This is a genomic window from Sphingomonas sp., from assembly GCF_017304615.1.
Taxonomy (GTDB): domain Bacteria; phylum Pseudomonadota; class Alphaproteobacteria; order Sphingomonadales; family Sphingomonadaceae; genus Sphingomonas.
This window is the reverse complement of sequence record NZ_JAFKLZ010000004.1, coordinates 113,145-139,145: the sequence shown is the minus strand read 5'-3', so window position 1 is coordinate 139,145 and position 26,001 is coordinate 113,145. Positions and strand designations below refer to the sequence as shown.

25 protein-coding genes are annotated in these 26,001 nt (G+C 65.2%); 12 read left to right on the top strand and 13 right to left on the bottom strand.

Translation table 11 applies throughout. The features are described from left to right. Positions 1 to 2: 2 nt before the first annotated feature. The 4 genes from J0J06_RS15500 to purU all read right to left on the bottom strand — a co-directional run bounded on the left by J0J06_RS15500 (position 3) and on the right by purU (position 2,617). The gene (locus J0J06_RS15500) at positions 3 to 458 is read right to left on the bottom strand and encodes a MarR family transcriptional regulator (RefSeq protein ID WP_294043612.1); all 456 of its coding nucleotides are present in this window, start codon (positions 456 to 458) and stop codon (positions 3 to 5) included. A 79-nt stretch (positions 459 to 537) separates the two neighbouring features. Beyond that, on the bottom strand, positions 538 to 903 hold the full coding sequence (locus J0J06_RS15495; protein WP_294043611.1) for a dihydroneopterin aldolase: 366 nt from the start codon (positions 901 to 903) through the stop codon (positions 538 to 540). Then, on the bottom strand, positions 893 to 1,753 hold the full coding sequence (gene folD / locus J0J06_RS15490; RefSeq protein WP_294043610.1) for a bifunctional 5,10-methylenetetrahydrofolate dehydrogenase/5,10-methenyltetrahydrofolate cyclohydrolase: 861 nt from the start codon (positions 1,751 to 1,753) through the stop codon (positions 893 to 895). Before folD ends, J0J06_RS15495 begins: the two co-directional genes overlap by 11 nt. 6 nt (positions 1,754 to 1,759) lie before the next feature. Then, positions 1,760 to 2,617, bottom strand: a complete 858-nt coding sequence (purU, locus tag J0J06_RS15485; protein WP_294043609.1) for a formyltetrahydrofolate deformylase — start codon at positions 2,615 to 2,617, stop codon at positions 1,760 to 1,762. Positions 2,618 to 2,743: 126 nt separating this feature from the next. On the opposite strand from purU, the gene J0J06_RS15480 reads away from it, so the two are divergent. Together J0J06_RS15480 and J0J06_RS15475 are read left to right on the top strand one after the other, a co-directional pair. Beyond that, a complete protein-coding gene (locus J0J06_RS15480; protein WP_294043608.1) occupies positions 2,744 to 4,153 on the top strand; it encodes an aminomethyl transferase family protein in 1,410 nt (469 codons plus the stop codon). A gap of 147 nt (positions 4,154 to 4,300) precedes the next feature. Next, positions 4,301 to 5,098, top strand: a complete 798-nt coding sequence (locus tag J0J06_RS15475; RefSeq protein ID WP_294043607.1) for an IclR family transcriptional regulator — start codon at positions 4,301 to 4,303, stop codon at positions 5,096 to 5,098. 14 nt (positions 5,099 to 5,112) lie between these two features. Here J0J06_RS15475 and J0J06_RS15470 read toward each other — a convergent pair whose 3' ends face one another. Together J0J06_RS15470 and J0J06_RS15465 are read right to left on the bottom strand one after the other, a co-directional pair. Next, positions 5,113 to 6,123: an aminopeptidase gene (locus tag J0J06_RS15470; protein ID WP_294043606.1), complete on the bottom strand. Its 1,011-nt coding sequence runs from the start codon at positions 6,121 to 6,123 to the stop codon at positions 5,113 to 5,115. Between the two features lie 17 nt (positions 6,124 to 6,140). Continuing rightward, positions 6,141 to 7,445 carry an MmgE/PrpD family protein gene (locus tag J0J06_RS15465; RefSeq protein ID WP_294043605.1) on the bottom strand — a complete coding sequence of 435 codons (1,305 nt, stop codon included), beginning with the start codon at positions 7,443 to 7,445 and terminating at the stop codon, positions 6,141 to 6,143. Between the two features lie 208 nt (positions 7,446 to 7,653). Between J0J06_RS15465 and J0J06_RS15460 the strand changes: the two genes are divergently transcribed. The 6 genes from J0J06_RS15460 to J0J06_RS15435 all read left to right on the top strand — a co-directional run bounded on the left by J0J06_RS15460 (position 7,654) and on the right by J0J06_RS15435 (position 16,164). Next, positions 7,654 to 8,421: an SDR family oxidoreductase gene (locus J0J06_RS15460; protein WP_294043604.1), complete on the top strand. Its 768-nt coding sequence runs from the start codon at positions 7,654 to 7,656 to the stop codon at positions 8,419 to 8,421. Continuing rightward, entirely contained in the window at positions 8,418 to 9,758 is a 1,341-nt protein-coding gene (locus tag J0J06_RS15455; RefSeq protein WP_294043603.1) for an MmgE/PrpD family protein, read from the top strand. Before J0J06_RS15460 ends, J0J06_RS15455 begins: the two co-directional genes overlap by 4 nt. Before the next feature lie 200 nt (positions 9,759 to 9,958). Then, entirely contained in the window at positions 9,959 to 12,205 is a 2,247-nt protein-coding gene (locus tag J0J06_RS15450; RefSeq protein ID WP_294043602.1) for a TonB-dependent receptor, read from the top strand. Between the two features lie 12 nt (positions 12,206 to 12,217). Beyond that, positions 12,218 to 13,501 (top strand): MFS transporter, encoded by a 1,284-nt coding sequence (locus J0J06_RS15445; RefSeq protein ID WP_294043601.1) that lies wholly within the window; start codon positions 12,218 to 12,220, stop codon positions 13,499 to 13,501. Then, entirely contained in the window at positions 13,498 to 14,511 is a 1,014-nt protein-coding gene (locus J0J06_RS15440) for a hypothetical protein (protein ID WP_294043600.1), read from the top strand. The genes J0J06_RS15445 and J0J06_RS15440 overlap by 4 nt, the downstream gene beginning before the upstream one ends. A gap of 33 nt (positions 14,512 to 14,544) precedes the next feature. Next, on the top strand, positions 14,545 to 16,164 hold the full coding sequence (locus tag J0J06_RS15435) for an FAD-dependent monooxygenase (protein WP_294043599.1): 1,620 nt from the start codon (positions 14,545 to 14,547) through the stop codon (positions 16,162 to 16,164). A 12-nt stretch (positions 16,165 to 16,176) separates the two neighbouring features. Here the strand turns inward: J0J06_RS15435 and pobA are convergent, their stop codons facing one another. From pobA to J0J06_RS15400, 7 genes are all read right to left on the bottom strand, one after another. Beyond that, positions 16,177 to 17,343 carry a 4-hydroxybenzoate 3-monooxygenase gene (gene pobA / locus J0J06_RS15430; protein ID WP_294043598.1) on the bottom strand — a complete coding sequence of 389 codons (1,167 nt, stop codon included), beginning with the start codon at positions 17,341 to 17,343 and terminating at the stop codon, positions 16,177 to 16,179. Between the two features lie 61 nt (positions 17,344 to 17,404). Continuing rightward, positions 17,405 to 18,346 (bottom strand): Gfo/Idh/MocA family oxidoreductase, encoded by a 942-nt coding sequence (locus tag J0J06_RS15425; protein ID WP_294043597.1) that lies wholly within the window; start codon positions 18,344 to 18,346, stop codon positions 17,405 to 17,407. A 50-nt stretch (positions 18,347 to 18,396) separates the two neighbouring features. Continuing rightward, positions 18,397 to 19,236, bottom strand: coding sequence for a class III extradiol dioxygenase subunit beta (locus J0J06_RS15420; RefSeq protein ID WP_294043596.1), 840 nt, complete (start codon positions 19,234 to 19,236; stop codon positions 18,397 to 18,399). After that, entirely contained in the window at positions 19,236 to 19,646 is a 411-nt protein-coding gene (gene ligA / locus J0J06_RS15415; RefSeq protein WP_294043595.1) for a protocatechuate 4,5-dioxygenase subunit alpha, read from the bottom strand. Before ligA ends, J0J06_RS15420 begins: the two co-directional genes overlap by 1 nt. Continuing rightward, entirely contained in the window at positions 19,643 to 20,668 is a 1,026-nt protein-coding gene (locus J0J06_RS15410; RefSeq protein ID WP_294043594.1) for an amidohydrolase family protein, read from the bottom strand. The genes ligA and J0J06_RS15410 overlap by 4 nt, the downstream gene beginning before the upstream one ends. Next, positions 20,665 to 21,516, bottom strand: a complete 852-nt coding sequence (locus tag J0J06_RS15405; protein ID WP_294043593.1) for an NAD(P)-dependent oxidoreductase — start codon at positions 21,514 to 21,516, stop codon at positions 20,665 to 20,667. The genes J0J06_RS15410 and J0J06_RS15405 overlap by 4 nt, the downstream gene beginning before the upstream one ends. A gap of 54 nt (positions 21,517 to 21,570) precedes the next feature. After that, positions 21,571 to 22,770, bottom strand: a complete 1,200-nt coding sequence (locus J0J06_RS15400) for a LysR family transcriptional regulator (protein ID WP_294043592.1) — start codon at positions 22,768 to 22,770, stop codon at positions 21,571 to 21,573. A 95-nt stretch (positions 22,771 to 22,865) separates the two neighbouring features. Between J0J06_RS15400 and ligK the strand changes: the two genes are divergently transcribed. From ligK to J0J06_RS15380, 4 genes are all read left to right on the top strand, one after another. Then, positions 22,866 to 23,537, top strand: coding sequence for a 4-carboxy-4-hydroxy-2-oxoadipate aldolase/oxaloacetate decarboxylase (gene ligK, locus J0J06_RS15395; protein WP_294043591.1), 672 nt, complete (start codon positions 22,866 to 22,868; stop codon positions 23,535 to 23,537). Next, a complete protein-coding gene (locus tag J0J06_RS15390; protein WP_294043590.1) occupies positions 23,530 to 24,585 on the top strand; it encodes a 4-oxalomesaconate tautomerase in 1,056 nt (351 codons plus the stop codon). Before ligK ends, J0J06_RS15390 begins: the two co-directional genes overlap by 8 nt. Beyond that, a complete protein-coding gene (locus J0J06_RS15385; RefSeq protein WP_294043589.1) occupies positions 24,582 to 25,460 on the top strand; it encodes an amidohydrolase family protein in 879 nt (292 codons plus the stop codon). Before J0J06_RS15390 ends, J0J06_RS15385 begins: the two co-directional genes overlap by 4 nt. Before the next feature lie 90 nt (positions 25,461 to 25,550). Continuing rightward, entirely contained in the window at positions 25,551 to 26,000 is a 450-nt protein-coding gene (locus tag J0J06_RS15380; protein ID WP_294043588.1) for a MarR family transcriptional regulator, read from the top strand. The last annotated feature ends 1 nt before the right edge of the window (position 26,001 follow it).

Sequence of the window (26,001 nt, the reverse complement as noted above, 5' to 3'; positions counted from 1 at the left end):
TTCTAGCCGTGTATTCGCGTCAGCAGTCCGATCAGCTGCTTGAATTCGCGCTTGTTGAAACGCTGCTTCAGCCATTTCTCATGTTCCGCGATCGCCTTGCGCGCCTCCACAAGCGCGGCCTTCCCTGCAGGGCGCAGCGTCAGCGTCTGGCGCCGCCGGTCCTCGCTCGATTGGCCTCGCTCGAGAAAGTCGCGCGCTTGCAACCGGTTTACGATCGCCATCACGGTGGCGCGATCCATTTGGAGCCGTCTCGCGAGTTCTGCTTGAGCGATACCGGGATGGTCGTCCATCAGCCACAGCACGGAGACCTGTTTCTGTGTCAGTCCGAGATGCTCGAACGTGTCCATGAAGTGGCGATAGACTGCGCCGTGCGCCAGGCGGATATGGAACCCCAGGATGTCGCCAATGGCGCCGATCCCCCCGTCGTCCGTTGGCGGCGCATAATTTGGTTGCGTCAACACCAACCCCCGTCAGTAAGATTCATCTGTAGATGCCCTGCGCGATTACGGCGACAAGGTCCAGTATTCGACATCCGCGTCATGCGAGCGTCCGAGTCAGCAGGACGCGCGTACCCGCAAGCGCCCCACGCAACGCGCCGGGTTTGGAAACACGAACTTCGGCGGCAAGGGCGCGCGGATGCGAAAGACAGCATTGCGCCAATCGCAGCGCATATGTTTCGATCAGCGCGATGCGGCTGGTGCCTAGTTTGTAAGCGTCGTCGGCGATGCGCTGGTAATCGATGCTCTGTTCCAGCCGGTCAGCCTCGGGCGGTGTGATCCGAACGATGACGTCGACGAGCAACGGCTGGGGGCGACCATGCTCGTGTGTGTAAACGCCAATGTCCGCCGCGACTTGAAGCGCGGTCACCGTGACTTCGTGCAGCGCTTCGCTTTCAAACGCCATGGCGTTCGGCGGCGCGCACTGTATTGGCCAGCAGGCATGCGATCGTCATCGGGCCGACACCGCCCGGCACTGGCGTGATTGCGGCGGCATGATCCACCCCTTCGCGCGCGACATCGCCAACGATCGGCGCCCGGCCGTCGATGCCGGAGACGCGGTTGATGCCGACATCGATTACCACCGCGCCGGGTTTTATCCAGCTACCCTCGACCAGCCCCGGGCTACCCGCGGCCACCACCAAGATGTCCGCCGTGCGGGCGATCTCTGGAAGGTTCCGGGTGAGGATATGCGTGACCGTCACGGTGCATTCGCGTTCGAGGAGGAGCAGCGCCACCGGCTTGCCGACGATGTTCGATTTGCCGATCACGACTGCCTTCAGCCCGCTGAAATCGTCGATTACCGTTTCCAACAGCAGCATGCATCCGAGCGGCGTGCACGGCACCAATCCGCCGGTCCCCGTGGACAGCCTGCCGACATTCACGGGATGAAAGCCATCGACGTCCTTCGTCGGATCGATCGCGTCGAGCACGCGCGCCGAATCGATCTGGGGCGGAAGCGGCAATTGGATAAGGATGCCGTGCACCGCGGGGTCCGCGTTGGACGCCGCGATCAGCCGCAGCAATTCCTGTTCCGGCGTGTCGGCGGGCAGGCGATGCTCAAACGAACGCACCCCGGCTTTGCTTGCCTGCGCGACCTTGCGGTCAACGTAGATTCGGCTGGCCGGATCGTCACCGATCAGGATCACCGCCAGTCCCGGAACGATCCCCCGTTCGGAGGTCAGGTTCGCTGCACGCAGCGCCGTCTCGCGTGTCACGCGCTCTGCAAGCGCCTTGCCGTCAATCACTACCGCCACGACGGATCAGCCAGTAAAAACGATGGTTTTGGTGCCGTTCAGCAGGACGCGATCCTCCAACTGATAGCGCACCGCGCGGGCCAGCACGCGCCGTTCGATGTCGCGGCCCTTGCGGACCATGTCCTCGGGCGTATCGGCGTGGCTCACCGCCTCGACATCCTGCACGATAATCGGCCCTTCATCGAGGTCTGCAGTGATGTAATGGGCCGTCGCCCCGATCATCTTCACGCCACGCGCATGCGCCTGGTGGTACGGTTTGGCGCCTTTGAAGCCGGGCAGGAAACTGTGATGGATGTTGATGCAGCGTCCTGACAGGAAGGTCGCGAGATCATCCGACAATATCTGCATGTATCGCGCCAGCACCACCAGCTCGGCGCCGGTCTGATCGACCAGCGCCTTGATCTGCGCTTCCTGCTGCGGCTTGGTATCGGGCTTGATCGGCAGGTGATGAAACGGGATGTCGCCGATCAACGACACGTTGAGCGCCGAGCGTGGGTGATTGGAGACGATGCCGGCCACGTCCATCGGCAGTTCGCCGATGCGCGTGCGATATAGCAGGTCGCCCAGGCAATGATCCATCCTGGATACGAGCAGTAGCACGCGCGTCCGCCGGTCACGTTCGCGCATCCGCCAGGTCATTTCGAAACGTGTGGCGGCATCCGCGATACGCGCGCGGATCGCCTCGCCGGCATCGGGCGCGGCGTCGAACAGTATTCGCATGAAGAAGCGATCGGTTTCGACGTCGTCGAATTGCTGAGCCTCAAGGATGTTGCCCCCGCCCGCGAAAAGCTGGCTGGCGATGTCGGCGACCAGGCCGGGCTGGTCCGCGCACGATAGCGTGAGGATATGGGCCATTCGGGTCATTTCGTCATCTTCCCCAGAGCGTTTAATATTGTATGTATTGCATACCAATATTGTCACGCATAAAAAGGGGCAAGCGCCGCGTAGCCGGCGGCTTGAACATTGTAGGTCGAGGATAGGAATCGCATTATGTCAGCAAGCAATTTGGAACAGGTGTTGAGCGCCGCCGGCAATCCGGTGGAGATGCTCCGCAATTCGCAGATCGGCGCGTACATCTATCCGGTCGTCGCGGCCGAATTTCATAACTGGCGTTCCGAACAATGGGCGTGGCAGCACAGCGCCGTGCTGTTCGACCAGTCGCACCATATGGTCGACCTGTTCATCAGCGGCCCGGATGCGCTTCGGCTGATCAGCGATACAGCCATCAATTCGATGAAGGGCTTCGCCGTCAACAAGGCCAAGCAATATGTGCCGACGACGCCCTACGGCCACGTCATCGGCGACGGCATCCTGTTCTGGCTGGCCGAGGAAGAGTTCGTCTATGTCGGCCGCGCTCCCGCCGCGAACTGGCTGATGTTCCATGCCGAGACTGGCGGCTACAACGTTCAGATCCTGAAGGACGATCGCAGTCCGTCACGGCCAATGGGCAAGCCGGTCAAGCGCGTGAACTGGCGCTTCCAGATTCAGGGTCCGAACGCCTGGGCGATCATCGAGAAGCTGCACGGCGGCCCGCTCGAGCAGCTCAAATTCTTCAATATGAGCGAGATGAACATCGCCGGGCGCAAGGTGCGCACGCTACGCCACGGCATGTCGGGCGCACCAGGCCTCGAGATCTGGGGTCCCTATGACGAGCAAGAGGAAATCCGTGCGGCGATCCTAGAGGCGGGCAAGGAATTCGGCATCGTGCCGTGCGGCAGCCGAGCCTACCCATCGAACACGCTCGAAAGCGGCTGGATTCCCTCGCCGCTGCCCGCAATCTATACCGGCGAGAAGCTGAAGCCCTATCGCGAGTGGCTGGGCGCGGACAGCTACGAGGCGACTGGCGCTATTGGCGGCAGCTTCGTGTCCGAAAATATCGAGGACTATTATCTGACGCCGTACGAGCTGGGCTATGGCCCGTTCGTCAAGTTCGACCATGACTTCCATGGCCGCGAGGCGCTCGAGTCGCTCGATACGGACAGCCAGCGCCGCAAGGTCACACTGGCCTGGAACGGCGAGGACATGGCGAAGATCTTCGCGTCGCTGTTCGATCCCGATGGCGAACAGTACAAGTTCTTCGATCTGCCGCTGGCGAACTATGCCTCGTCCAACTACGACCGCGTCGTCGACGCAGGCGGGCGCACCGTCGGCCTGTCGATGTTCACCGGCTATAGCTATAACGAGAAGGCCGCGCTTAGCCTCGCGACGATCGATCCGGAAATCCCGGTCGGCACCGAGCTGCGCGTCGTGTGGGGCGAACCCGATGGCGGGACCCGCAAGACCACGGTCGAGCCACACAAGCAGATCGAGGTCCGCGCGGTGGTGAGTCCGGTGCCCTATTCGCGCGTCGCGCGCGAAACCTATCACCAGGGCTGGCGGACGGCCAAGGCCGACGCGTGACGGCCAGGGGAGGGCCGATGCCCTCCCCCTATTGCTTGTCCGTTCACTGAAATCGTTCCGCTCAACGGAACAAGTTTCCGATATTATTGACTAACGTGACCGAGGGGCGAAAACTCCGACCAAAGTAAGAAAGAATGGGACGGGGAAATGCTGCAAGAAAGTGCCCGTGAGCGTCCGACCGGCACGGTAGCGCGAACGTCGGAGTTAATCCGCTATCTCGCCGAACAGGATGGCGAAGTCGCGGTCACGACGTTGGCGCGCGACTTGGCGTTGCCGCCGAGCACCGCTCACCGCTTGCTTCATCTTCTGATGGACCAGGGCTTCGTCGAACGCGGCAAGCGCTTTCAAAGCTATCGGGTAGGGGGCGAATTGTATCGGCTCGGATGCCTGGTATCGCGCAAGCTGGGATTCACCGAACTCGCGGACCCGATCATGCGGGGCCTGTCGGCGGAATCTGGCGAGTTCAGCATGCTGACGCTCTACCTGCCGTCCGAACACAAGCTCACGCTGGTGCACACGGTGGCGGCGCCAAATCCGCTGACGTATCGGCCCGAGCTTTTCTCACAATTGTCGATCGCGTGGGGGGCGTCGGGGCGTGCGATCCTGGCGACGCTGTGCGAGAACGAAATCCGGGCGATCTATCTCAAGACCGGCCCCTCCCCGGTGACGGGGGCGGAGTTGCCGCCCTATCCCGAGTTTCGGGAGGAACTGCGGCTCATCGCGGCGCGTGGTTATGCCCGGACCAACGCGCAGCGAATGGCGGGCGCGGTGGGCTTGGCGTCACCGGTGTGCGATAGTGCGGGTAAGCCGGTGGGCAGCCTGTGCCTCACGATCCCCGAATTCCGCTTCGACCCGTCGCGCGAACCCGAACTTGGCGCCATCCTGCGCGAGCGGGCGGCGGCGCTCAGCCACGCCAATGACAGTGCGCGGATGCGTGCCTACTGATCGAACACGCGCGATCAGGAGTCGCGCGTGTTCCATTCGTCGACCAGGATGTCGCCGCCGCGAGTCAGCACCTCGCCGTCGACGGTGACTTCGGGCTTGTCGATGACCCCTTCGAGGCGGAGCCGGGCATGACAGGTGCCTCCGAGCGCGATCGTATCGCCGATACCGATATGGACGGCGCCGTATTTCTTCTTGTCGGTGCGCATCAGGCCCGTCGGAGTCACGCGCGGATTTAGCCCGATCGCGATCTCTGCCGGGCAGTTGTAGTTGTTGGGGTCCGCGAACCGGTCGAGCGTATCGCGCCAGATCGCCGCGCCGCGGCCGCCCTCGATACGGGTCACGAAGCCCTTTTCCACCGTCATCACGATCGGCTCTTCGAGCAGTCCGGTATTGTGCGCGGTGAGATCGAAAACGATGCGTCCTTCGCCGGTGCCCTCGACGGGACAGACGTGTGCTTCGCCGTCGGGGAAGGCGCAGCCTGATCCCGTGCCCATCGGGAACGGGAAGCCTGCGATCGACCGGCCCATCCGGCCCGTGATGTTCGCGGTCAGGTCCGTGCCGTTGGGGCACGTCACGCGCACGGTGTCTCCCGCGGTGAAGGCCTCGGCGATCCGTTTGCCGAGACGGTCCAGCGCTCGATAGTCTGCGGTGGCCGGCCCGCCGGGCGCAAGCATCGCCGGAGTCAGTTCCTCCATCAGCACGATGCTCTTGCCCGCATCCTGCATCGCGTCGTTGAACTTGGCGTGCGCCATCGCGGTGCTAGTGAGATAGAGGCACAGATCCGTGTCGTCATCGAGCGCGGCGGCCATCAGGGGATGCAGCGGGTCGGTCGAATGGGTCTCGCGCTTGTTCATGATTGCGACGATCGGCTCGGCGCCGAGCTGATCCGTCGCGGCCTGCAACGCCTGCCACAGGATGGGATCCATGCCGGTGTCGGTCAGGATCATTACCTTCTGACCGGCTTTGACGTTGTTCAGTTCGAGCGGTGTACGCAGCACCTGCGTCAGGTGGGCGAAATCGGTCATAAAATCCTCTAATGCAATCAATCGATCCAGTGGGCGACTTCCGGGATGGCGCGAACGCGCGCCAACAGGGGGAAGTCCTCCCCGAACGACGTGCGATACGCCGCGAAACAGCCGGCAGCCTTGTCGCGAACCTTATCGCGCGTGACGGGATCCGCGTCGGTGCCGGGAATCGCCGAGCGCTCCCGCATCACGATCCTCTCGTCCCGATCGAAGATTTCGAGCGTGACGGAACCCGTCTCAAGATTGCCGTCGTAGAAGCGATCTGGGTCCTCGACGATGTCGAGGCGGTCGATCATGTCCGCAATGTCGGAACGCGTCACGCCTTCCGCGGTGAAATGCGCGATCACCGGCGATCCGTCGAGCAAGGCCGCCGCCACGGGAAAGGTCGGTGAGAACTTGGCCTGTGCGCCGTCGGTCGGGCGGTCGTATTTCAGCACGCGCAAGCTGCCCGCAGGTGTGGTGAGCCGCGCGGTCACGTCCGCATTCGCGAAGATCGGCCCGGTTTCCCTCCGCGCGTCGAGCGCGACCCCGATCAGCCGGGACGTGGCGTAGCAGGAGGGGAAGAGCTTGACCGCGACGCGGTCGGGACGGAGCGCAAAGACATCGTCGTCCTCCCCTTGGTTTTCCGCATCATACAGGTCGCCGAACCCGCCGGGCGCGAAAATGTCGTCCGCCGCCGTCACACCGGTGGCCGCAAGCCGCACCGCGCGGATGCCGGCGCTGGCCGCGAACCCGGCATGCGCTGGCTTGGCCATCGTCGAGAAGTTTAACTGCAGCCCCCCGGCCATCGCGGCGGCCAGCCCGAACGCGTACCGGAGGCGGATCGAATCGAGCCCGGCGATCGTGGCGGCGGCGGCCGTCGCGGAGAAGACGCCCACGGTGCTCGTCGCATGCCATCCGCGCTGGTAGTGCTTGCGCCCCAGCATCATCCCGACGCCGCGTGCTGCGACCAGCCCAGCCGCGCAGGCGTCGATCACCATGTCGGGGCTGGGTCCGTCATCGAGCGTCAGGGCCGCTGGAACGATGACCGCGCTCGAATGACTGCCGCTGTCCAGATAGACGTCGTCGAAATCCAGCGCGTGCGCGGCGACCGCGTTTACCATCACCGCGGCGTCGCGGCTTTCGATCGCGGTTCCGTTCCAGGCTCGCGGACCGGCACCGGCATAGGCGCTGATCGTCGACTGCGTGACCGGCTCCGCGAAGCCCGCGGCCGCGACCGCGACGGTGTCGGCGACGGTGCGGCCAATCTCTCGCCGAACGTCCTCATCGCGACTGGCGGAGGTCAGGACGGCGTTGCAAAGACGGTCGATGAACGCTGACATGAAATCCCGCAAAAAGATGGAAATATTGGCGAAGAAATACTCGTTGCCGGCGAAACGGAAAGGGGCGGGCCGGACAATTCCGGTGGTCGGAATTGACGGGTAAGGGCAGGAAGAACCAATTGATCCTCGCACGGCCACCCGGGTAGACGCGCCGGACCGCTGGCCGCCGGAGATGGGCTCGCGACCCCGTTTGGCCGCCGCCGCCACGATGACTGGAGTTCAGGAAATGGTGCGTGATCTGGAAGGGCGAGTGGCACTGGTCACGGGCGGATCGCGCCGGATCGGCCTTGCCATCGCGCGCGAACTGGCGGGGGCTGGCGCCGACATCATCATCAATTATTCGAACGATGAGAGCCAAGCGGCCAACGCCTTGCGCGAGATCGAGGCACTCGGGCGGCGCGCGGTTGCGATCAAGGCAGACGTGCGTGATCGCGATCAGGTTTGCGAGATGGTGGCGCGCGGCAGCGATACGCTGGGCGGGCTGGATATTCTCGTCAACAACGCGGCGAAACGCCCGCATTCGGGCCTGTCCGACCTGACGCTTCAGGAGTGGCACGGTGTTACCGATATTGTGCTGGACGGCGCCTTTCTCTGCGCGCAGGCCGCAGAACCCTATCTCGCGCGCAACGCGTCCGGCGCGATCATTAACATCGGCGGTTTGTTCGCGATCCTGGGCGCGCCGCAGACACCTCATGTATCGGCGGCGAAGATGGGGTTGATCGGGATGACACGATCGCTCGCGACCTATTTCGGGCCGATGGGTGTGACGGTGAATTGCGTCGTGCCGGGCAGCGTTGCGGCGTCCGACGACCCCCCCGAACGCGCGGCTCGTCACCAGCCGATCGAGAACATCCCGATGCGTCGTCTCGGCGCACCCGAAGACATTGCGCGCGTCGTGCGCGCTTTGGCTGGCCCTGATTTCCGCTATGTCACTGGTCAGACGATCCACGTCAACGGTGGCCTGTTCCGCGCGTGAGCGATGCCGCGCCGATAACCGCCGCGCTCGCTGCCTATGCCGCCGGCGCCCGCACCCGCCCGTTGCCCGAAAAAGCCGCCGAGCGCGCGCGGCTGCATTTGCTCGATACGCTCAGCGCGATGATTTCCGGCACGCGGTTGCCGGCGGGGGTCGCCGCAATCGCCTATGCCGACACCCTGGCCGGGGCAGCCGCCTGCGTACCCGGTACCGCGCTGATGCTGGGCGCGGCCGACGCGGCGCTCATCAACGGGATGACAGCTCATGCCGACGAGACCGACGACACCCACGCCGCATCGTTGACGCATCCCGGCAGCGTGGTTGTTCCGGCGGCGCTGGCCGTCGCGGAAAAGACCGGAGCCGACGGCGTCATGTTGCTGCGCGCGATCGCGCTTGGGTACGACCTATGCTGCCGGATGGCGCTCGCGCTGGGTTCCTACGATTTTTTCGGTCGGGGCTTCGATACGCATGCGTTCGGCGGCGTGTTCGGAGCGGCCGGGGCAGCGGGTGTCCTGCTCGACCTCGACGAGCGGCGGTTCCGGTTCGCGTTGTCGTATGCGGCGCAGCAATGCGCAGGGATCACGACATGGCGGCGCGACCCTGATCATATCGAGAAAGCGTTCGACTTCGCCGGCATGCCGGCGCGCAACGGCGTGCAGGCCGCGCTGATGGTCGCATCGGGAATGACCGGGGTCGCCGACGTTCTGGACGGCACGCCAAGCTTTTTCTCGGCATTTTCCGCCCAGCACCCGTATCTGGCGATCGAGGCGCTCGGCGATCGGTTCGACGTCGCCGAGACGTCGATCAAGAAATGGTGCGTCGCGACCCCCGCGCAGGCACCGCTCGATGCGCTCGACGTCATCATGCGGGATCAGGGGCTGACCGCCACCGCAATCGCGCGCATAGCCGCGACCATCGGTGCGACCGGCGCGCGCGTCGTGACCGGGAACATGCCCAACGTTAATGCCGCGCACCTGCTCGCTCTGCTGGCGGTCGATGGCGCGCTGACCTTCCATTCGTCGCATGACGAGGCGAGGATGCGCGATCCGGCGGTGCTTGCGATGCGCGAACGCGTGACGATCATTCCCTCCGACACGATCGGGCTGGGCCGTGATGCGCTGGTCGAGGTCGAAACGCATGACGGGAAGATTTTCCGCCACCACGCCCTGCATGTGCGCGGGACGCCCGCAAACGCGATGAGCGAGGCGGAGATCGTTGCCAAGGCGAGCGACCTGCTGGCGCCGATCCTGGGCGACAGGGCGGATCGGCTGATCGAGCAGGTCCTGCGGGTCGACTCGATTCCGAACGTGTGCGAATTGCGGCCGCTGCTGGTCGGCTGACCGCTTTCGGGGCAGGCTAAAACCCGAATATTCCGTTCAGCGAAATTCTCTTCCAACTAGGCGGGATAGCCGGGCAGGGGGCTTTGACAAGGCCCGACCCGAACCGAATACCCCCATCACTAACGGGCCTGCCACGACGGCCCTGGCACAGCGAGCGGAAGACCGCCGAACATTGGGAGGGCGACGCCTTGGAAGACGTGATGCAGCGAGTTCCGGCACTCAGGGGCCGGGGGCGGGCCGGCTTCATGAAATTGCTGGCCGCCAGCGCCGCCATGACGGCCATAGCGCCAGTGGAGGCTCTCGCGCAGGCGGCGACGGATGCACCTGCGCCGCAGAGCCAGCTGGCCCCGGCCGCCGATCCGCAGGATTCCAGCGTCGGTCTCGGCGACATCGTCATCACCGCGCGTCGGCGCGAGGAAAACCTCCAGCGCGTGCCTGTGTCGGTTACATCGCTGAGCACCGACGACATCCAGGCGCGCAGCGCGACCAACATGCTGGAATTGACCAACTTCATCCCCAACGTGGTCGCGGCGGGCGGCGGCACCGGGCCGTCCTTCGGCAATTATGCGATCCGTGGGGTCGGCACCGTCCGTTCGGCGATCGAGGACGAGTCCCCGGTCGCGCTCTATATCGACGGCATCTATCAGGGGTTCGCCGACGGTGCCCTGCTGCAGGTGGTCGAGCCGAAGCGCATCGAAGTATTGCGCGGGCCGCAGGGAACGCTGTTCGGCAAGAATGCGCTGGGCGGCGCGATCCAATATATCACGCAGGAGCCCAAGGAGAAATTCGGCGGGCAGCTTCGCATGACCTACGGTTCCTACAACCGCATCGCGGTGACGGGGGTCGTCGACATTCCGGTAACCGACAATCTGCGCACGCGATTCACTGGCGCGGTCCTGACACGCGACGGGACGGTGCGCAGCCTTTACAACAATAAGGACGTCAACAACCTCAACACGCGCTTCCTTAGCGCGGACGTGGTGGGGAAGCCGGTCGACTCCTTCTCGATCCGCATTACGGGCGACTATACGACCTACGACACGCGCGGGGACGGCAACGTGATCCTGTCGGTCGATCCCAACGACAGCAACGTCAAGAGATACAAGGCGATCGGCATCGATCTGACCAAATATCTGACCGGCGATCCCTACACCAACTATGCCAGCCGCGACGTCTTCCGGCGGCAGAAGGTCGGCGGTGTCGCGGTCACGATGGACTGGTCGGTGGCGTCATGGCTCGACATCAAGTCGATCTCATCCTGGCGCAAGAATGCGCTATCGAACAGCATCGATCGCGATGGAACACCGTACGCTTATTACGAGCAATATGAATCGCGTCACCACCGTCAGTATTCGGAGGAGCTTCAGCTTATCGGCAACCTGCCGAACCTGAAGTGGATCGTCGGCGCCTATCTGTTCGACATCAAGCCGAGCAACTCGCGCATCAGGGTGGAAGGGACCGACGTGCCCGGCACGTTGCCCCGCAACGAAGAAGTGCGAATCCACGGCACCAGCAAGGCGCTGTTCGGGGAAGGAACATATAACTTCTCCGACGTATTCAGCCTGACCGTCGGCGGCCGTTATACCAGCGAATACAAGCGGACGTTCGCATCGACCGACAATGGCAGGCCGACGCAGCCTCTCGTGGTCGGCCAGAACAAGGGCAACTTCACCAATTTCTCGCCGCGCGTCGTCCTGCAAGCGCAATGGACGCCGACGTTGATGACTTACGCGTCCTGGTCGAAGGGTTTCCGCAGCGGCGGGTTCAACGACCGATACGACGTGACGCTGCCGAACAACGGTTTTTCGCCTTACGATGCCGAGACGATGACCAATTACGAGTTCGGGTTCCGGTCCGACCTGCTCGACCGCAAGTTGCGCCTGAACGCCACCTATTTCCACGCGCTCTACAATAATCTCCAACTGACCGCGTCGTTCCCCGGGACGACGACGACCTTCACGCAGAATGTCGGCGCGGCGAAGATGGATGGTGTGGAAGTGGAAGGGGCCGCGGTCATAACGCCGGCGTTCCGCATCAACTTCGCGGGTGGCTATCTCAACGCGCGTTACACCGATATCGGGACGGCGCAGGGCATCACGCTGAAGTCGGAACTCGCGCGCTCGCCCAAATGGTCGTATTCGCTCGGCGCGCAATATGACGTGCGGTTCGCGGGCGGCGAAAAGCTCTCGCTGCGCGCCGACTATGGCTACAAATCGCACCAGCAGGAAGCGAGCACGGATGCCGCGACCATCCTGCAGCCCGCTTATGGCCTGCTCAACGCGCGCATGACCTTCACGTCCGCCAACGAGCGGATAAGTCTGGCGGTGTATTCGACCAACCTGACCGACAAGGCCTATCTGGTCGTCGGCAACAACCAACGTGGGCTGGGGCAGGGAGTGTATGGCGATCCGCGAGAAGTCGGTGTGACGCTGACCACACGATTCTGATGGCGCGGGCCCGTGATTGAGGGATTGTCCGTCAGGCATTCGCTCGGGCCGCTTGGCCTGACCGGATACCAGTGGTTCGCGTTGTTGTTGTGCGCGCTGACTTTCCTGATCGAGGGATACGATATGGCCGCGATGCCGATCGCGGCGCCCACGCTTGGCAAGGAACTGGGGGTCAATGCGACGCGGCTGGGGACGGCGATCGTCGCACTCAATATCGGCGCGATCATCGGCAACGGCTTCCTTGCGCCGATCGGCGACCGGTTCAGCCGCAAATGGACGGTGACGATCTCGACCGTTCTGCTCGGTATCTGCGTGACGTTGACCGCCACGGCGGCCTCGATCACGCAAGTCGTGGCGTGGCGCTTCATTTCCGGCCTGGCGTTCGGTGTCGCCACCGCCAACGTCGTGGCGTTGATGGCCGATCAGTTCCCGCGTAACCGGCGGGCCCTGCTGGTTGTTCTGGCCGCCACGAACCTCCCGCTCGGCAGCGCGCTTTGCGGGTTCGGCGCCGCAGGCATCACGGCGGCGCTGGGATGGCGCGGCCTGTTCGTGATCGGTGGCGTTGCGGGCATCGCGCTCGGGCTGGTCATCGGCGCAGCCCTTCGCGGCGGCGCGTCGGTGGAAGTCCGGGAGGAAGCAGAGCCGTCGGAAGGACTGGCGGGCAAGGGGCCGATCCTGCGGCTGTTCGAACCCGGCCTGATAGGCGTCACCTTGCCGTTATGGCTGCTCGGCTTCTGCAACGCGTCCATCCTGTTCGTGATGCTCAACTGGCTGCCGACCATGCTGACGGGAATCGGCTGGACGCTCGGCGAATCCACCCGTGCGCCCGCGATCGTGTCCATAGGGGGCGTCATGAGCGGCATCGTCCTCGCCTTTCTGGTCGATATCGGCCGGGCGGCAGTCGCGCTGCGGTTCGCTTTCCTGGCGTTGATCGTGACGATGGCGCTGTTCCTGGTCGTCCCGCCATCGGTGCCGGTCTGGACGGGCATGCTGCTGATCGCCGGCTTGCTGTCGAGCGGGTCGCACACTGCGGAACGTGGGTTGTACGCGACGCTCTATCCCAAGGCAGTGCGGGCAACCGGCGTCGGTTGGGGCAACATGATGAGCCGGTTGGGCAACGTGATCGGCACGCTGACCGCGGCCGTGCTGATCGACCTCAAGCTCGATGTATCGCACACGCTCGGCATGATGGTGGTACCCGCCACGATTGCTCTGTTGTGCACTATCCCGCTCGGCCGGGCCGACCGCCGCCGCCGCGCAGCCGAATCCGCAATGCCGAACGGGGGGCGCCAATGACTGATCTTGCCTATCTGACCAAGGTCTTGCGGACCCCGCTGGAACTCAACAACGTCCAGCCCGGCGAACGGGTGATGATCCTGACGGATACCGGCATGGACCCGAGCCTGTGGCAAGCGGCGCAGGCGGCGGCGACCGAACTGGGCGCGGAACCGCTCGTCACGATCATGAACAAGCGCGAGGGACACACCAGGAACCCGCCGCAGCCGCTGATCGCGGCGGGAATCGACCCCGAAACCGATCTGTGCCTCTATCTCACCAGCACTGCGATGGCGCACTCCGATTTCTCGCATCGCATGCGCGATCATATGAAGCGCGTGGTGTTGATGGAGGAGCTAACGCCGGACATGCTCGCGCCGGGCGGTCCGGGGACCGCCGATTACCCGGCCCTGTACCGGCTGGGCAAGAAGCTCGCGGATGTCTTTACCGCGGGAGAAACCGTGCGCGTGCGATGCCCCAACGGCACTGATCTGACCGCCGGGATCCGCGGGCGGATAGGCCGGTCGATCGCGGGTATTCCGCATCCGATGGGCAAGGGCGGCACGGGCTGCGCCTTTCCCGACGGCGAAACGCATGTCTGCCCGGAAGAGGGGACCGGCGAGGGGAGGATCGTGTTCGACCTTACCGCGCACAGCACCGGCCGGCTGGAGGAGCCGTTGATCCTGACAGTGGAAAGGGGGGGCGTGACGAATGTCGAGGGCGGGCGCGGCGCAGCGATCTGGCGCGACTTGCTCGAACGGCGGCCCAACCCCAACAATTACAACTGCCCGGCAGAGATCGCGATCGGCCTTAACCCGCGCGTGACCCCGACGGGCCTGATGCGCACCGACAAGAAGAAATACGGCGCCGTTCATATCGGCGTCGGCGACACGATCGCGCTGGGGGGCACATGCCACGCTAACGTCCGGCTCGAAGGCGTGATCGACAAGCCCGAAGTCACCGTCGACGGACAAGTCCTGACGCGCGGCGGCGACATCCTGGTCGATGAGTGGAATACGCGCGACTCCTGATCGCTCGTCCGTTGCGCTGCAACTGAAAGGTACATGATGGCGAACGAAGCTGCCGGCGCCACGTCGCGGGTCGATGCCGACGTGCTGATCTCGGGCGGCGGGCCGGTCGGTATGGGGCTGGCGATCGAACTCGGCCAGCGCGGCGTACGGACGATCGTCGTCGAGCGGCATTCGACGCCGCAGCCGATCCCGAAGGGCCAGAACCTGACCCAGCGGACGATGGAGCATTTTCGCAGCTGGCATTGCGAGGATGCGCTGCGCGCCGCCCGCACCATCCCGGTCGAATATGGGATCGGCGGGCTGACGGCCTACGGCACGCTGTTGAGCGGGCATCATTACGATTGGCTGCAACGCGATGTCGTCCGGTCCTATTACGCCGCCGACAACGAACGATTGCCGCAATACGCGACCGAAACGGTCTTGCGAGCGCGAGCCGCCGAACTGGATTGCGTCGACGTGCGCTATGGCTGGACCGTTGATGGGGCCTTGCAGAATGACGACCACGCCGAACTCTCGATCGTCTCGCGCACCGGCGAGCGCGAACGGCTGACGGGCCGGTATCTGGTCGGCTGTGATGGCAGCCGCTCGATCGCGCGCGAGCAGGCGGGGATCAGCCAGTCGCTGTCCGACCATGACCGGCTGATGGTGCTGTTGGTATTCCGTTCCAAGGAATTGAGCCGTCTGCTCGAGCGGTTTCCCGGTAAATCCTATTACAACGTGCTTCACCCGTCGCAGAAGGGATATTGGCTATTCTTCGGTCGCGTAAGCCTGGACGACGACTGGTTCTTCCACGCGCCGGTGCCGCCCGAGGCGCGGGAGCCGGGGTTCGATTTCGTCTCGTTGCTGCACGAGGCGGTGGGCGCGGCGTTCGACGTCGCAATCGATCATGTCGGCTTCTGGGATCTGCGTTTCGCGATCGCCGACGCGTACGGGAAAGGACGAATCTTCGTGGCGGGCGATGCCGCGCACAGCCACCCGCCCTATGGGGGGTACGGGATCAACACGGGGTTCGAGGATGCCCGGAACCTTGGCTGGAAGCTGGCGGCGACGGTGCAGGGCTGGGGCGGGGACGCCTTGCTGGCGAGTTACCATGCCGAGCGGCACGGCGTGTTCGCGTCGACCGCATCCGATTTCATCGCGAAGTCGATCGAAACCGACCGCGCGTTTCTGGAAAGCTATGATCCCGAACGCGACGCCGAAGCGTTCGCCGATGCATGGGGGGAACGGCGCGCCGGGGCATCGGGTGAAGTTATCCGTTTCGAACCCAATTATCGCGGATCGCCCATTGTGTTTGGCGATCCGGCGTCGGGATGCACCGCGCTGGGATCGCACAGCTATGCGGCGGAGGCGGGGCGTCATCTCGCGCCGCAGATCTTGTCCTCGGGGATGAATGTCCACGATGCGCTGGGGACGGGCTTCACTTTGCTGGCGTTCGGTGCGGACGCGGGTGTCGTGAGTTCTTTCAAGGAAGCGGCTGCGGCGTTGGGCGTCCCGCTCGACGTGGTCGAGGACGGGAATCCAGGCTTGCGCGACGCTTATGGCGCGACCCTGATCCTGGTCCGGCCTGACCAGTTCGTCGCCTGGACCGGTAGCGGCGTAGAGCATGCGGCGGCGGACGCTTTGGAGCGCTCGACCGGCCGATTGAGCCGATAGCGCGCCGCGACGCTACAACGGCAAGCCCACGTAATTCTCGGCGATCGCCGTCTGCATCGCGATCGAGGACGCGACATAGTCGAGCTCGGCGGCCTGCATCCGATGTTCGAACGCGCCTTCCTCCGGGAAGCGGTGCATCAGCCGGGTGAGCGACCAACTGAACCGCTCGGCCTTCCAGATCCGCGCGAGCGCCCGTGCCTCATAGGCGGCCAGCATGGCCTCATCGTCCCGCCGATACCGGTCGATCAGCCCCTCGGCGAGATAGATGACGTCCGACGCGGCGAGGTTCAGCCCCTTCGCGCCCGTCGGCGGGACGATGTGCGCGGCGTCGCCCGCGAGGAAAAGCCGGCCATGACGCATCTTTTCGAAGACGAAGGAGCGCAACGGCGCGATCGACATTTCGAGCGCCGGGCCGCGCGTGATGCCGTGCTGGGAAATGGGATCGAACCGCAACGCGAGTTCGTCCCACAGCCGCTCTTCCGGCCAATCCTCGATCCTCTCGCTCAGCGGCACCTGGATGTAATAGCGGCTGCGCGTCGGCGAGCGCATCGATGCGAGCGCGAAGCCGCGCGGGCCGTTGGAGTAGATCAGCTCCGGGTGGCAGGGGGGCACGTCGGCCATGATGCCGAGCCAGCCGAACGGATAGACTCGTTCGAACGCATGACCATCGCCGGGAATGGCCGAACGCGAGGGGCCGTGAAAGCCGTCGCAGCCGACGATGAAGTCGGCGTCGAGGCGGAGCGGTTCGTCGTTCACCGAAAACGTCACGAAGGGGCGGTCGCCGGTCACGCCGTGCAGCGCGACGTCGCTGGCCCGGTAGATGGTGGTCAGCCCGCGATCGGCGGCGGCGTCCATCAAGTCGCGCGTCAGCTCGGTCTGGCCGTAAACGGTGACGTGGCGGCCCGTGAGCGCCGCGATGTCGATCCGAGTCATGCGCTCGCCGAACGCCAGGTTGAACCCGCCCTCTATCATCCCGTCCGCGTTCATCCGCCGGTCGAGCCCGAGCCGCGTCATCAGGTCGGTGGTGCAGGTTTCGAGCACGCCCGCGCGAATTCTGCCGACCACGTGCTCGCGGCTCTGGCGCTCGATCAGGACGCAATCGATCCCGTCGGCGCGCAGCAGATGGCCGAGCAGCAGACCGGCGGGACCGCCGCCGATGATCGCGACCTGAGTCTTCACGACGTTACCTGAGCGTGCCGCGAAGCCGGGATACGAAATCGCGATTGGCCCCGCGCACGGGTCATCGCTTCAACTGCCTCTCCAGCTGGTCGAGCACGCGGTAGCAGGGCAACACTTGCGCCACGCTGGCGTTGGGCTCGCGCCCCTCGCGGATTGCGGCGACGAATTCGCGGTCCTGCAATTCGATGCCGTTGGTGGAAACGGCGACGCCGGCCAGATCGACCGGTTCTTCCCGGCCGGTCACGAGATCGTCATAGCGCGCGATCCAGGTGCCGTTGTCGCAGATGTAGCGGAAAAACGTGCCGAGCGGCCCGTCATTGTTGAAGCTGAGCGACAGCGTACAGATCGCGCCGCTTTCGCTCTTGAGCTGGATCGACATGTCCATCGCGATGCCGAGCTCGGGATGGATCGGGCCTTCCAGCGCATTGACGGCGACGATCGGGCCGGCCTGATAGGCGAACAGATCGACGGTGTGCGCGGCGTGATGCCATAGCAAATGGTCGGTCCACGACCGCGGCTCACCTTTGGCGTTCATGTTCTTGCGGCGGAAGAAATAGGTCTGGACGTCCATCTGCTGGACCGCGAGTTCGCCCGCCGCGATCTGATTGTGGATGAACTGGTGGGAGGGGTTGAACCGGCGCGTATGGCCGACCATCGCGACCAGCCCGGTTTCCTGCTGCTTCTTCAGAACGGCTTCGCCATCGGCGAGGTTGTCGCACAGCGGAATTTCGACCTGCACATGCTTGCCCGCCGCCAGGCACTGGATCGACTGGTCGGCATGCATCTGGGTGGGGGTCGCCAGGATCACCGCGTCGAGACCGGGCAGTTCCAGCGCCTCGGCCAGATCGGTGCAGGCGTGCCCGATCCCGTATTTGGCGGCGACCGCCTGAGTCGCCTCCAGCCGCCGGCCGACGACCGAGACGACCTCGACGCCGTCGATCAGCTTCAGCGCGTCTAGATGCTTTTCCCCAAAGGCGCCGGCGCCGGCGAGGGCGATTTTCATGTCTTCTTTCCTTCCTGGCCCCTCCCGGCAAGCGGAGCGGCCTTCATCGTTCAGGTCGGCTGCAGCACGATATGACCGATGGCGGTATTGCTGCAGGGGACGTGGTAGTGGCGGTGGAGCAGCCGTGTGGCGGGCCCGAGCGCGCCGCGCATGATGAGCCACATGACCATTTCGATGCCTTCGCTGCCGGTCTCGCGCAGATATTCGATGTGCGGGATGTGGCGCAGCGCATCGCTGTCGCCGATCAGCCCGTCGAGGAAGCGATTGTCCCAGTCCTGGTTGATCAGCCCGGCGCGCGGTCCCTGCAGCTGGTGGCTCATGCCGCCCGTGCCCCAGACCTGGACGTTGAGGTCCTCCGGGAAGCTCGCCACGGCGCGCGCGATCGCTTCGCCCAGCGCCCAGCAGCGATTGCCCGAGGGCGGCGGGTAGGTGACGACGTTGACCGCGAGCGGCACGACCGTGCACGGCCATTGCTCGACTTGGCCGAACATCATGCTGAGCGGCACGGTCAGGCCATGGTCGACGTCCATCTCGTTGATGATCGTCATGTCGAATTCGTCGAGGATCAGGCTCTGTGCGATATGCCAGGCAAGGTCGGGGTGGCCGATCACGTCGGGCACCTGGCGCGGACCCCAGCCTTCGTCGGCGGGCTTGTACCGCTCGCCGCAGCCGATCGCGAAGGTCGGGATGATCTTCATGTCGAACGCCGAGGCATGGTCGTTATAGACCAGGATCACGACATCGGGCTGCTCGGCCTTCTCCCACGCGCGCGTCCAGTCGAACCCGGCGAAGATCGGCCCGAAATACGCATCGCGATCCTTGCCCTGGTCGTGCGCCACGCCAAGCAACGGAACATGGCTGCAGCCAACCCCGGCCGTGATCCGCGCCATCAGCGTTGTTCCCTCTTCGAGCGGACGCCGTCGGGCGAGCGCCCGCCGCCGATCATCATCGCTTGATACTCCTCGACCGACACGCCGGTCATGGTGCTGACCGCCTGGACGAAGCTGAGTCCGTCGGTCGAAAACACCTTGGCCAGGAAGTAGATATTCCCGCCGAGGTCGAGCAGCCGGTTATAGTCGCGGGCCAGCACCGCCGCCTTCTGCTCGGGCGAGAGCGGCCATTGGTCGAGATAGGCAGCCTCGTCCGCCTTCCATCGCTCGCGGTTCTCGGGCTTCATCAGGCTCATCGCGAACTGGTTGAGATGATAACCCTGGCGCGCCCGCGCCGCGGTGAACACGCGCGTGCCGGGAATATCCTCGAACTCCGCGAGATAGGCGTGGATGTCGCGTGGTTGGCTCATAGGCCGCGCTCCTTCAGTTTCGCATCGAGGCGTGGGAAGACGCGGCGCGCGTTGCCCTCGAAGATGGCATGGCGTTCGGCGTCGCTGATCTCGAGCGCGTCGACATAGCGTTTGGTGTCGTCGAAATAATGGCCGGTGGTCGGATCGATGCCGCGTACCGCGCCAACCATCTCGCTGCCGAACAGGATGTTCTTGTTGTCGATCACGTCGGCAAGCAGGTCGATCCCCGGCTGGTGATAGACGCAGGTATCGAAGAAGATGTTGTTCATCAGATGCGTGTCGAGCGCGGGCTTCTTGAGCATGTCCGCCAGGCCCCGATACCGCCCCCAATGATAAGGCACCGCGCCACCGCCGTGCGGGATGATGAATCGCAGGGTCGGAAAATCGGCGAACAGATCGCCCTCCAGCAACTGCATGAAGGCGATCGTATCGGCGGCGATGTAATAACCGCCGGTCGCGTGCATCGCCGGGTTGCAGCTTCCCGAGACGTGGATCATCGCCGGCACGTCGAGCGCGACCATTGTTTCGTAGAACGGATACCAATAGCGGTCGGTCAGCGGCGGATGAGTGAAATGGCCGCCGCCCGGATCGGGGTTCAAATTGCAGCCGATGAACCCGAGTTCGGTGACGCACCGTTCAAGTTCGACGATGCTCGCTTCCATCCCGGCCTTGGGACTCTGCGGCAACATGCAGACGCCGGCGAAGGTATCGGGAAACAGTCCCACGACGCGCGCGATCAGGTCGTTGCAACGCCGCGCCCATTCCTTCGCCACCGCCTCGTCGCCGACATGCGGCGCCATGGCCGACGCGCGGGGGGAAAAGATGGTCAGGTCCGCGCCGCGCTCCTTGATGAGGCGAAGCTGGTTCGCTTCGATCGTCTCCCGGATGTCGTCGTCGGAAATGTCCGGATAAAGCGGGGCGGGGGTGCCGGCCTTGAACGCCGCCATCTGCTCCTCGCGCCACGCGTCATGGGCCTTGGGCAGCACGGTGTAGTGGCCGTGACAGTCGATAACGAGCGTCATGCTGCACCTCTTATAGCGGCGATCTTGGCGCGAAGGCCGGGAGGCGCGGTCAGACCGAGCGCGCCGATCGCGCGTTGGCGTTCGATCGTGCCGCGCGTCATCGCCGCGCCGGTACCGAGCGCGTCGAGCGTCTTGGCCACCTCTTCCATTTCGGCGGCGCGACGGCCGCCATGCGCCATCATCCGTTCGAGATTGTAGTCGGCCTTCGCCGCCCAGCTGACGCCCGGCCAGCTCGCGTCGAGCGATGCGCCGACGGCATCGGTAACGCCGGCTGCCTCCGCCGCGAGGAAGCATTCGGCGGTAAGCGCTTCGAGCCCCTTCACCAGCACCGATCGGATCATCTTGATCGACGATGCCGCGCCGACATCGCCGGGCACCGTCGCGACACTGGCGAAGCCGAAAGCGGCCAGCGCCTGGGCGCCAGCGACCGCATGGGGACCGGCGACCAGCAGCGGACTCGCGAGCCGGGCGGGATGCACGGGGGACATGATCGCGACATCGACATAGCGACCGCCCGCTGCCTCGATCGCGACGGCGGCGGCGCGCTTGGTGTCCGGGGCGACGCTATTCATGTCGAACCACAACGTCCCGGGGCTGAGGCTCGGTGCGGCGGCCTCGGCGGCGGCCAGTGCCTGGTCGGCGGTGACGAGCGACAGGACGGCCGTCGCCCCGTCCAGCGCCTCTGTATCGGACAGGCAGGCCGTTACGCCCGCCGCGCGGAAATCCGCCAGCTTGGCGTCGCGGGTTTCCGCGAAATCGGTCTTCCGGTCATAGGCGCGCGCCTGGGCGCCACTCGCAAAGGCGGCGCCGGCTTCCCCGAACCCGATAAAGGCGAATGTGGATTCCACGACCGGCGTCTAGGCCAGCCCATCTCACCACTGCCAATCCAATTCCCGGACCAGCTATTGGGATTTTGGAATTCTTGTTTCCACCACCGCCTTCTCGACCAAGGCGATGAAGCGCCGTTGCGCCGCCGTGGGGCGCCAGCCGGTGCGGGTCGTGATGCCGATCGTCCGCACTGCCTGTGTCAACGGTGGGCCGATCGCGGTGAGCAGCCCGCTCTCGATTTCCAGCGCCACCTGGTCCGGCGACAGGAGGGTGAGCAGGTCGCTGTCGCCCAGCACGCCGCGGATCACCATGACCGACCCGCATTCGATCAGCGCCTCGGGCTTGTCCCGCCCCTCGAACAGCGCGTCCCAATGTGCGCGCAGCGGGGTTCCGGCGTGGCCGACGATCCAGCCGAACCGCCCCAGGTCCTCCAGCGTGGGGTCCGTGATGGTCGCCAGCGGGTGGCCGGCGCGGCCGATCACCACCAGCCGATCGGTGAACAGGGCGCGTTGGTCCAGCCCGTGCGGAGTCTCGTCGCGGAGCGCCCCCACCATGATGTCGATGATCCCGTCGCGCAGCGGATCGACGAGTTCGCGCCACGACCCCTCGGTGACGTCGACCACCGCGCGCGGCGCGCCGCCGACGAAACCGGCAATCGCATAGGGGACGATCAGCGCGCGGCTCAGCGGCATCGATCCGATGGATACCAGCCCGCTTTCCGCCTCTCCGCTCAGGTCGGCGATGCCCGCCGCGATCTCGCTCGCCGCCAGCCGGATGCCTCGCGCCAGCCGCCGTCCCGCCGCCGTGAGTATGACGCCGCGCCCGCGCCGTTCGGCGAGTGCGACACCGCAAATCATTTCCAGATCGCGCGCGGCGCGGTGCAGCGCGGGCTGCGAGACGCCGGTAGCCTCTGCCGCCGCGACGAAGCTGCCGGCGTCGGCAAGCGCGAGGAAGGCATGAGCCTGGCTCGCCGTCATCAAGTGCTCGGACCGGGCGAAGGTGCGCGCGCCCCGGCGCGGCATCGCGGCAGCGAGGTACGAAAAGGCTGCGTCGGCCCGCTCGGCCATCAACGCGCCGGCTTCGGTCGGGGCGACACCGTCGGATCGGCGATTGAACAGCGCGACGCCCAATTGCCGCTCCAGCTTGGCCAGCCCTTGTGTGAGCGCCGGCTGCGACAGGTTCACGGCTTCTGCCGCCGCGTTCATGCTGCCCCGCGCAGCGATGGCGGACAGCGAGCGCAAGTGGCGGAGATTGAGGTCGAACGGCCGAACCATGGTGATCCTATAGCAATAACTTATGACCCCCGCGCAATTCCAATTGGGAGCATCCGGGCGCCGGGCCTAGTCGGGGAGTTCGCAAGGAGCGTCTCATGGCACGTGTCGTCCGCAATATCGTTCGCGCAGAAGGTTCGGTGATCGACGGGCTAGCCGCCGCCGGGGTCGCGACGGTGCACGAGGCGCAGGGACGGATCGGCCTGCTCGCCAGCCGGCTGCGTCCGATCTATCCGGGTGCGCGGATTGCCGGGTCTGCGGTCACCATCTCCGCGCCGCCCGGCGACAATTGGATGATCCATATCGCGATCGAACAGTTGCAGTCGGGCGACATCCTGGTGCTGGCCCCGACGAGCCCGTGCGAGGACGGTTATTTCGGCGACTTGCTGGCCACCTCGGCAATGGCGCGGGGATGCCGGGGGCTGGTGATCGACGCTGGCGTGCGCGACGTGCGCGACCTGACCCAGATGGGCTTTCCGGTCTGGTCCAAAGCCATATTCGCGCAAGGAACGGTCAAGGCGACGCTGGGGTCGGTCAACGTGCCTATCGTGTGCGCGGGAACGGCCGTGGAGCCGGGCGACGTGATCGTCGCCGACGATGACGGCGTGTGCGTCGTGAGGCGCGCCGATGCCGCCGCGGTGCTGGAAAAGGCGCAGGCGCGGGAAGCGGCCGAGGAGTCGAAGCGAGCGCGGCTGGCGGCTGGGGAGCTTGGCCTCGATATCTACGACATGCGCGGCAAGCTCGAGGCGATGGGCCTGAAATATGAGTGATGGCGTCCGCTGCACGTGGATGCGCGGCGGGACGTCGAAGGGCGGATTCTTCCTGGTCGAGGACTTGCCCGTCGATACCGCAGCGCGCGATGCGTTTCTGTTACGGGCGATGGGGTCGCCCGATCCGCGCCAGATCGACGGCATGGGCGGGGCCGACCCGCTGACGTCGAAGGTCGCGATCGTCTCCGGATCGGCGCGGGACGGGGTCGATGTCGACTATCTGTTCCTCCAAGTGTTCGTCGATCAGGCGATCGTCACCGACGCGCAGAATTGCGGCAACATGCTCGCCGGCGTGGGACCGTTCGCGATCGAGCGCGGCCTGGTTCCGGCGACCGGCGACGAGACGCGCGTCGCGATATTCATGGCCAATACCGGCCAGATTGCGATCGCGACGATCCAGACGCCTGGCGGCGCGGTGAGCTATGCGGGGGATGCGCGGATCGATGGGGTACCGGGCGGCGCGGCGCCGATCCCGCTCGAATTCCGCGATACGGCGGGGTCGTCGTGCGGCACGCTCCTGCCGACCGGCAATGCGGCGGACATGATCGATGGCGTCGCCTGTACGTTGATCGACAACGGCATGCCCTGCGTGGTGTTCCGGGCCAGCGACGTCGGCGCGACCGGTTACGAGGATCGCGATACGCTGGACGGGGATACGGCGCTCAAGGCGCGGATCGAAGCGATCCGGCTGAAGGCCGGACCGATGATGAACCTGGGCGACGTCACCGAAAAGTCGGTGCCGAAGATGATGCTGGTCGCGCGGCCCGCGCTTGGCGGCGCGGTTAGCGTGCGCAGTTTCATCCCGCATCGTGCGCACGCCACGATCGGCGTGCTCGGCGCGGTCAGCGTTGCGACCGCCTGCCTGATCGAGGGTTCCCCCGCGGCTGAGGTGGCCGCGGTGCCCGACGGATCCCGCAAGACGTTATCGGTGGAGCATCCGACCGGCGAGATGAGTTGCGTGCTCGAGATCGACGCGCACGGCCAGGTAAGCAGCGCCGCCCTGTTGCGCACCGCGCGAAAGCTGATGGACGGGGTGATCTACGCATGAGCCGCACCAAGACCTGGATCGACACGCCATCAGCTCCAGCATTCGTACCGCCGCCGGGCGCGGTCGACGCGCACGTCCATGTGTTCGGTCCGGAGGCGGAATTCCCGTTCAGCCCCAAGGCGAAATATCATCCCGAGGATGCTACGCCCGAGATGCTGTTCGCGCTGCGCGACCGTCTGGGCTTTTCGCGCAACGTGATTGTTCAAGCGAGCTGCCACGGCACCGACAACGCGGCCACCCTGGCGGGAATCGCCAAGGCTGGCGGCCGCGCGCGCGGCGTGGCGGTAGTCGATCCGGACATAGAGCAGGAAGAACTGGAGCAGCTGCACGCCGGCGGCATCCGGGGCGTGCGCTTCAACTTCCTCAAGCGGCTGGTGGACAACGCGCCCAAGGACAAGTTCTTGGAGATCGCGAAGAAGATCGCGCCGCTCGGCTGGCACGTCGTCGTCTATTTCGAAGCCGACTTGCTGGAGGAACTGGTCCCGTTTCTGGAAGCGATTCCCACGATCGTGGTGGTCGATCATCTCGGCCGTCCCGACATCGCCCAGGGCCCGGACGGCGCGGACATCACGGCGTTCAAGCAGTTGCTCGATAGTCACCCCACGATCTGGACGAAGGTTTCTGGCGCCGAACGCCTCTCGCCGCAGGGGCCGCCGTTCGACGATTTCGTATCGGTGATCCGCCCGGTGGTCGAGCGCTACCAGGACCGGGTGCTGTGGGGCACCGATTGGCCGCACCCGAACATGGAGCATCGTATCCCCGACGACGGCACGCTGGTCGATGTGGTGCCGCGCATCGCGGTCACGCCGCTCCTTCAGCGCAAGTTGCTGGTCGACAATCCGATGCGACTCTATTGGCCGGAAGAGCTCGGCTAGGGCGGGGACGTGTCGTCCTTCGGCCCGGTCGCGGGACCACACCGGCCGATCAGGTTGACGGTTTGGCGTAGCTATGGCTTTGGACGATCCATGCCCCAGAAGTCCATCCGCATTGGCAGACTGTCGACGCTTGTCGGCTATTATCTCCGCCGCGCGTCGAGCGCCTTCGCGATCGATTTCCGCGACGCCGTGGGCGAAACAGGCATGCGGCAAGTGCTCGTCGGAGTGCTGGCCGTGGTCGAGGCCAACCCCGGCGTAAAGCAGGGGGCGGTGGGCGTCGCGCTGGGCATCAAGCCGGCCAACATGGTCTCGCTGACCAACGAACTGGTGGATCAGGGGCTGATCGAACGCGTCGTTACGCCGCGCGACCGGCGCGCCTTCGCGCTGTCGATCACGGCGGCGGGTACGGCTCTGCTCTCCGATTGCTTCGACCGGATCCGCAGGCACGAGGAGCGCATGCTCGATCGGCTCACCGAGGAAGAGCGGGCGACGCTGCTCGATTTGATCGCGCGGGTCCAGGGCGCCGATACTGACCAGTGAG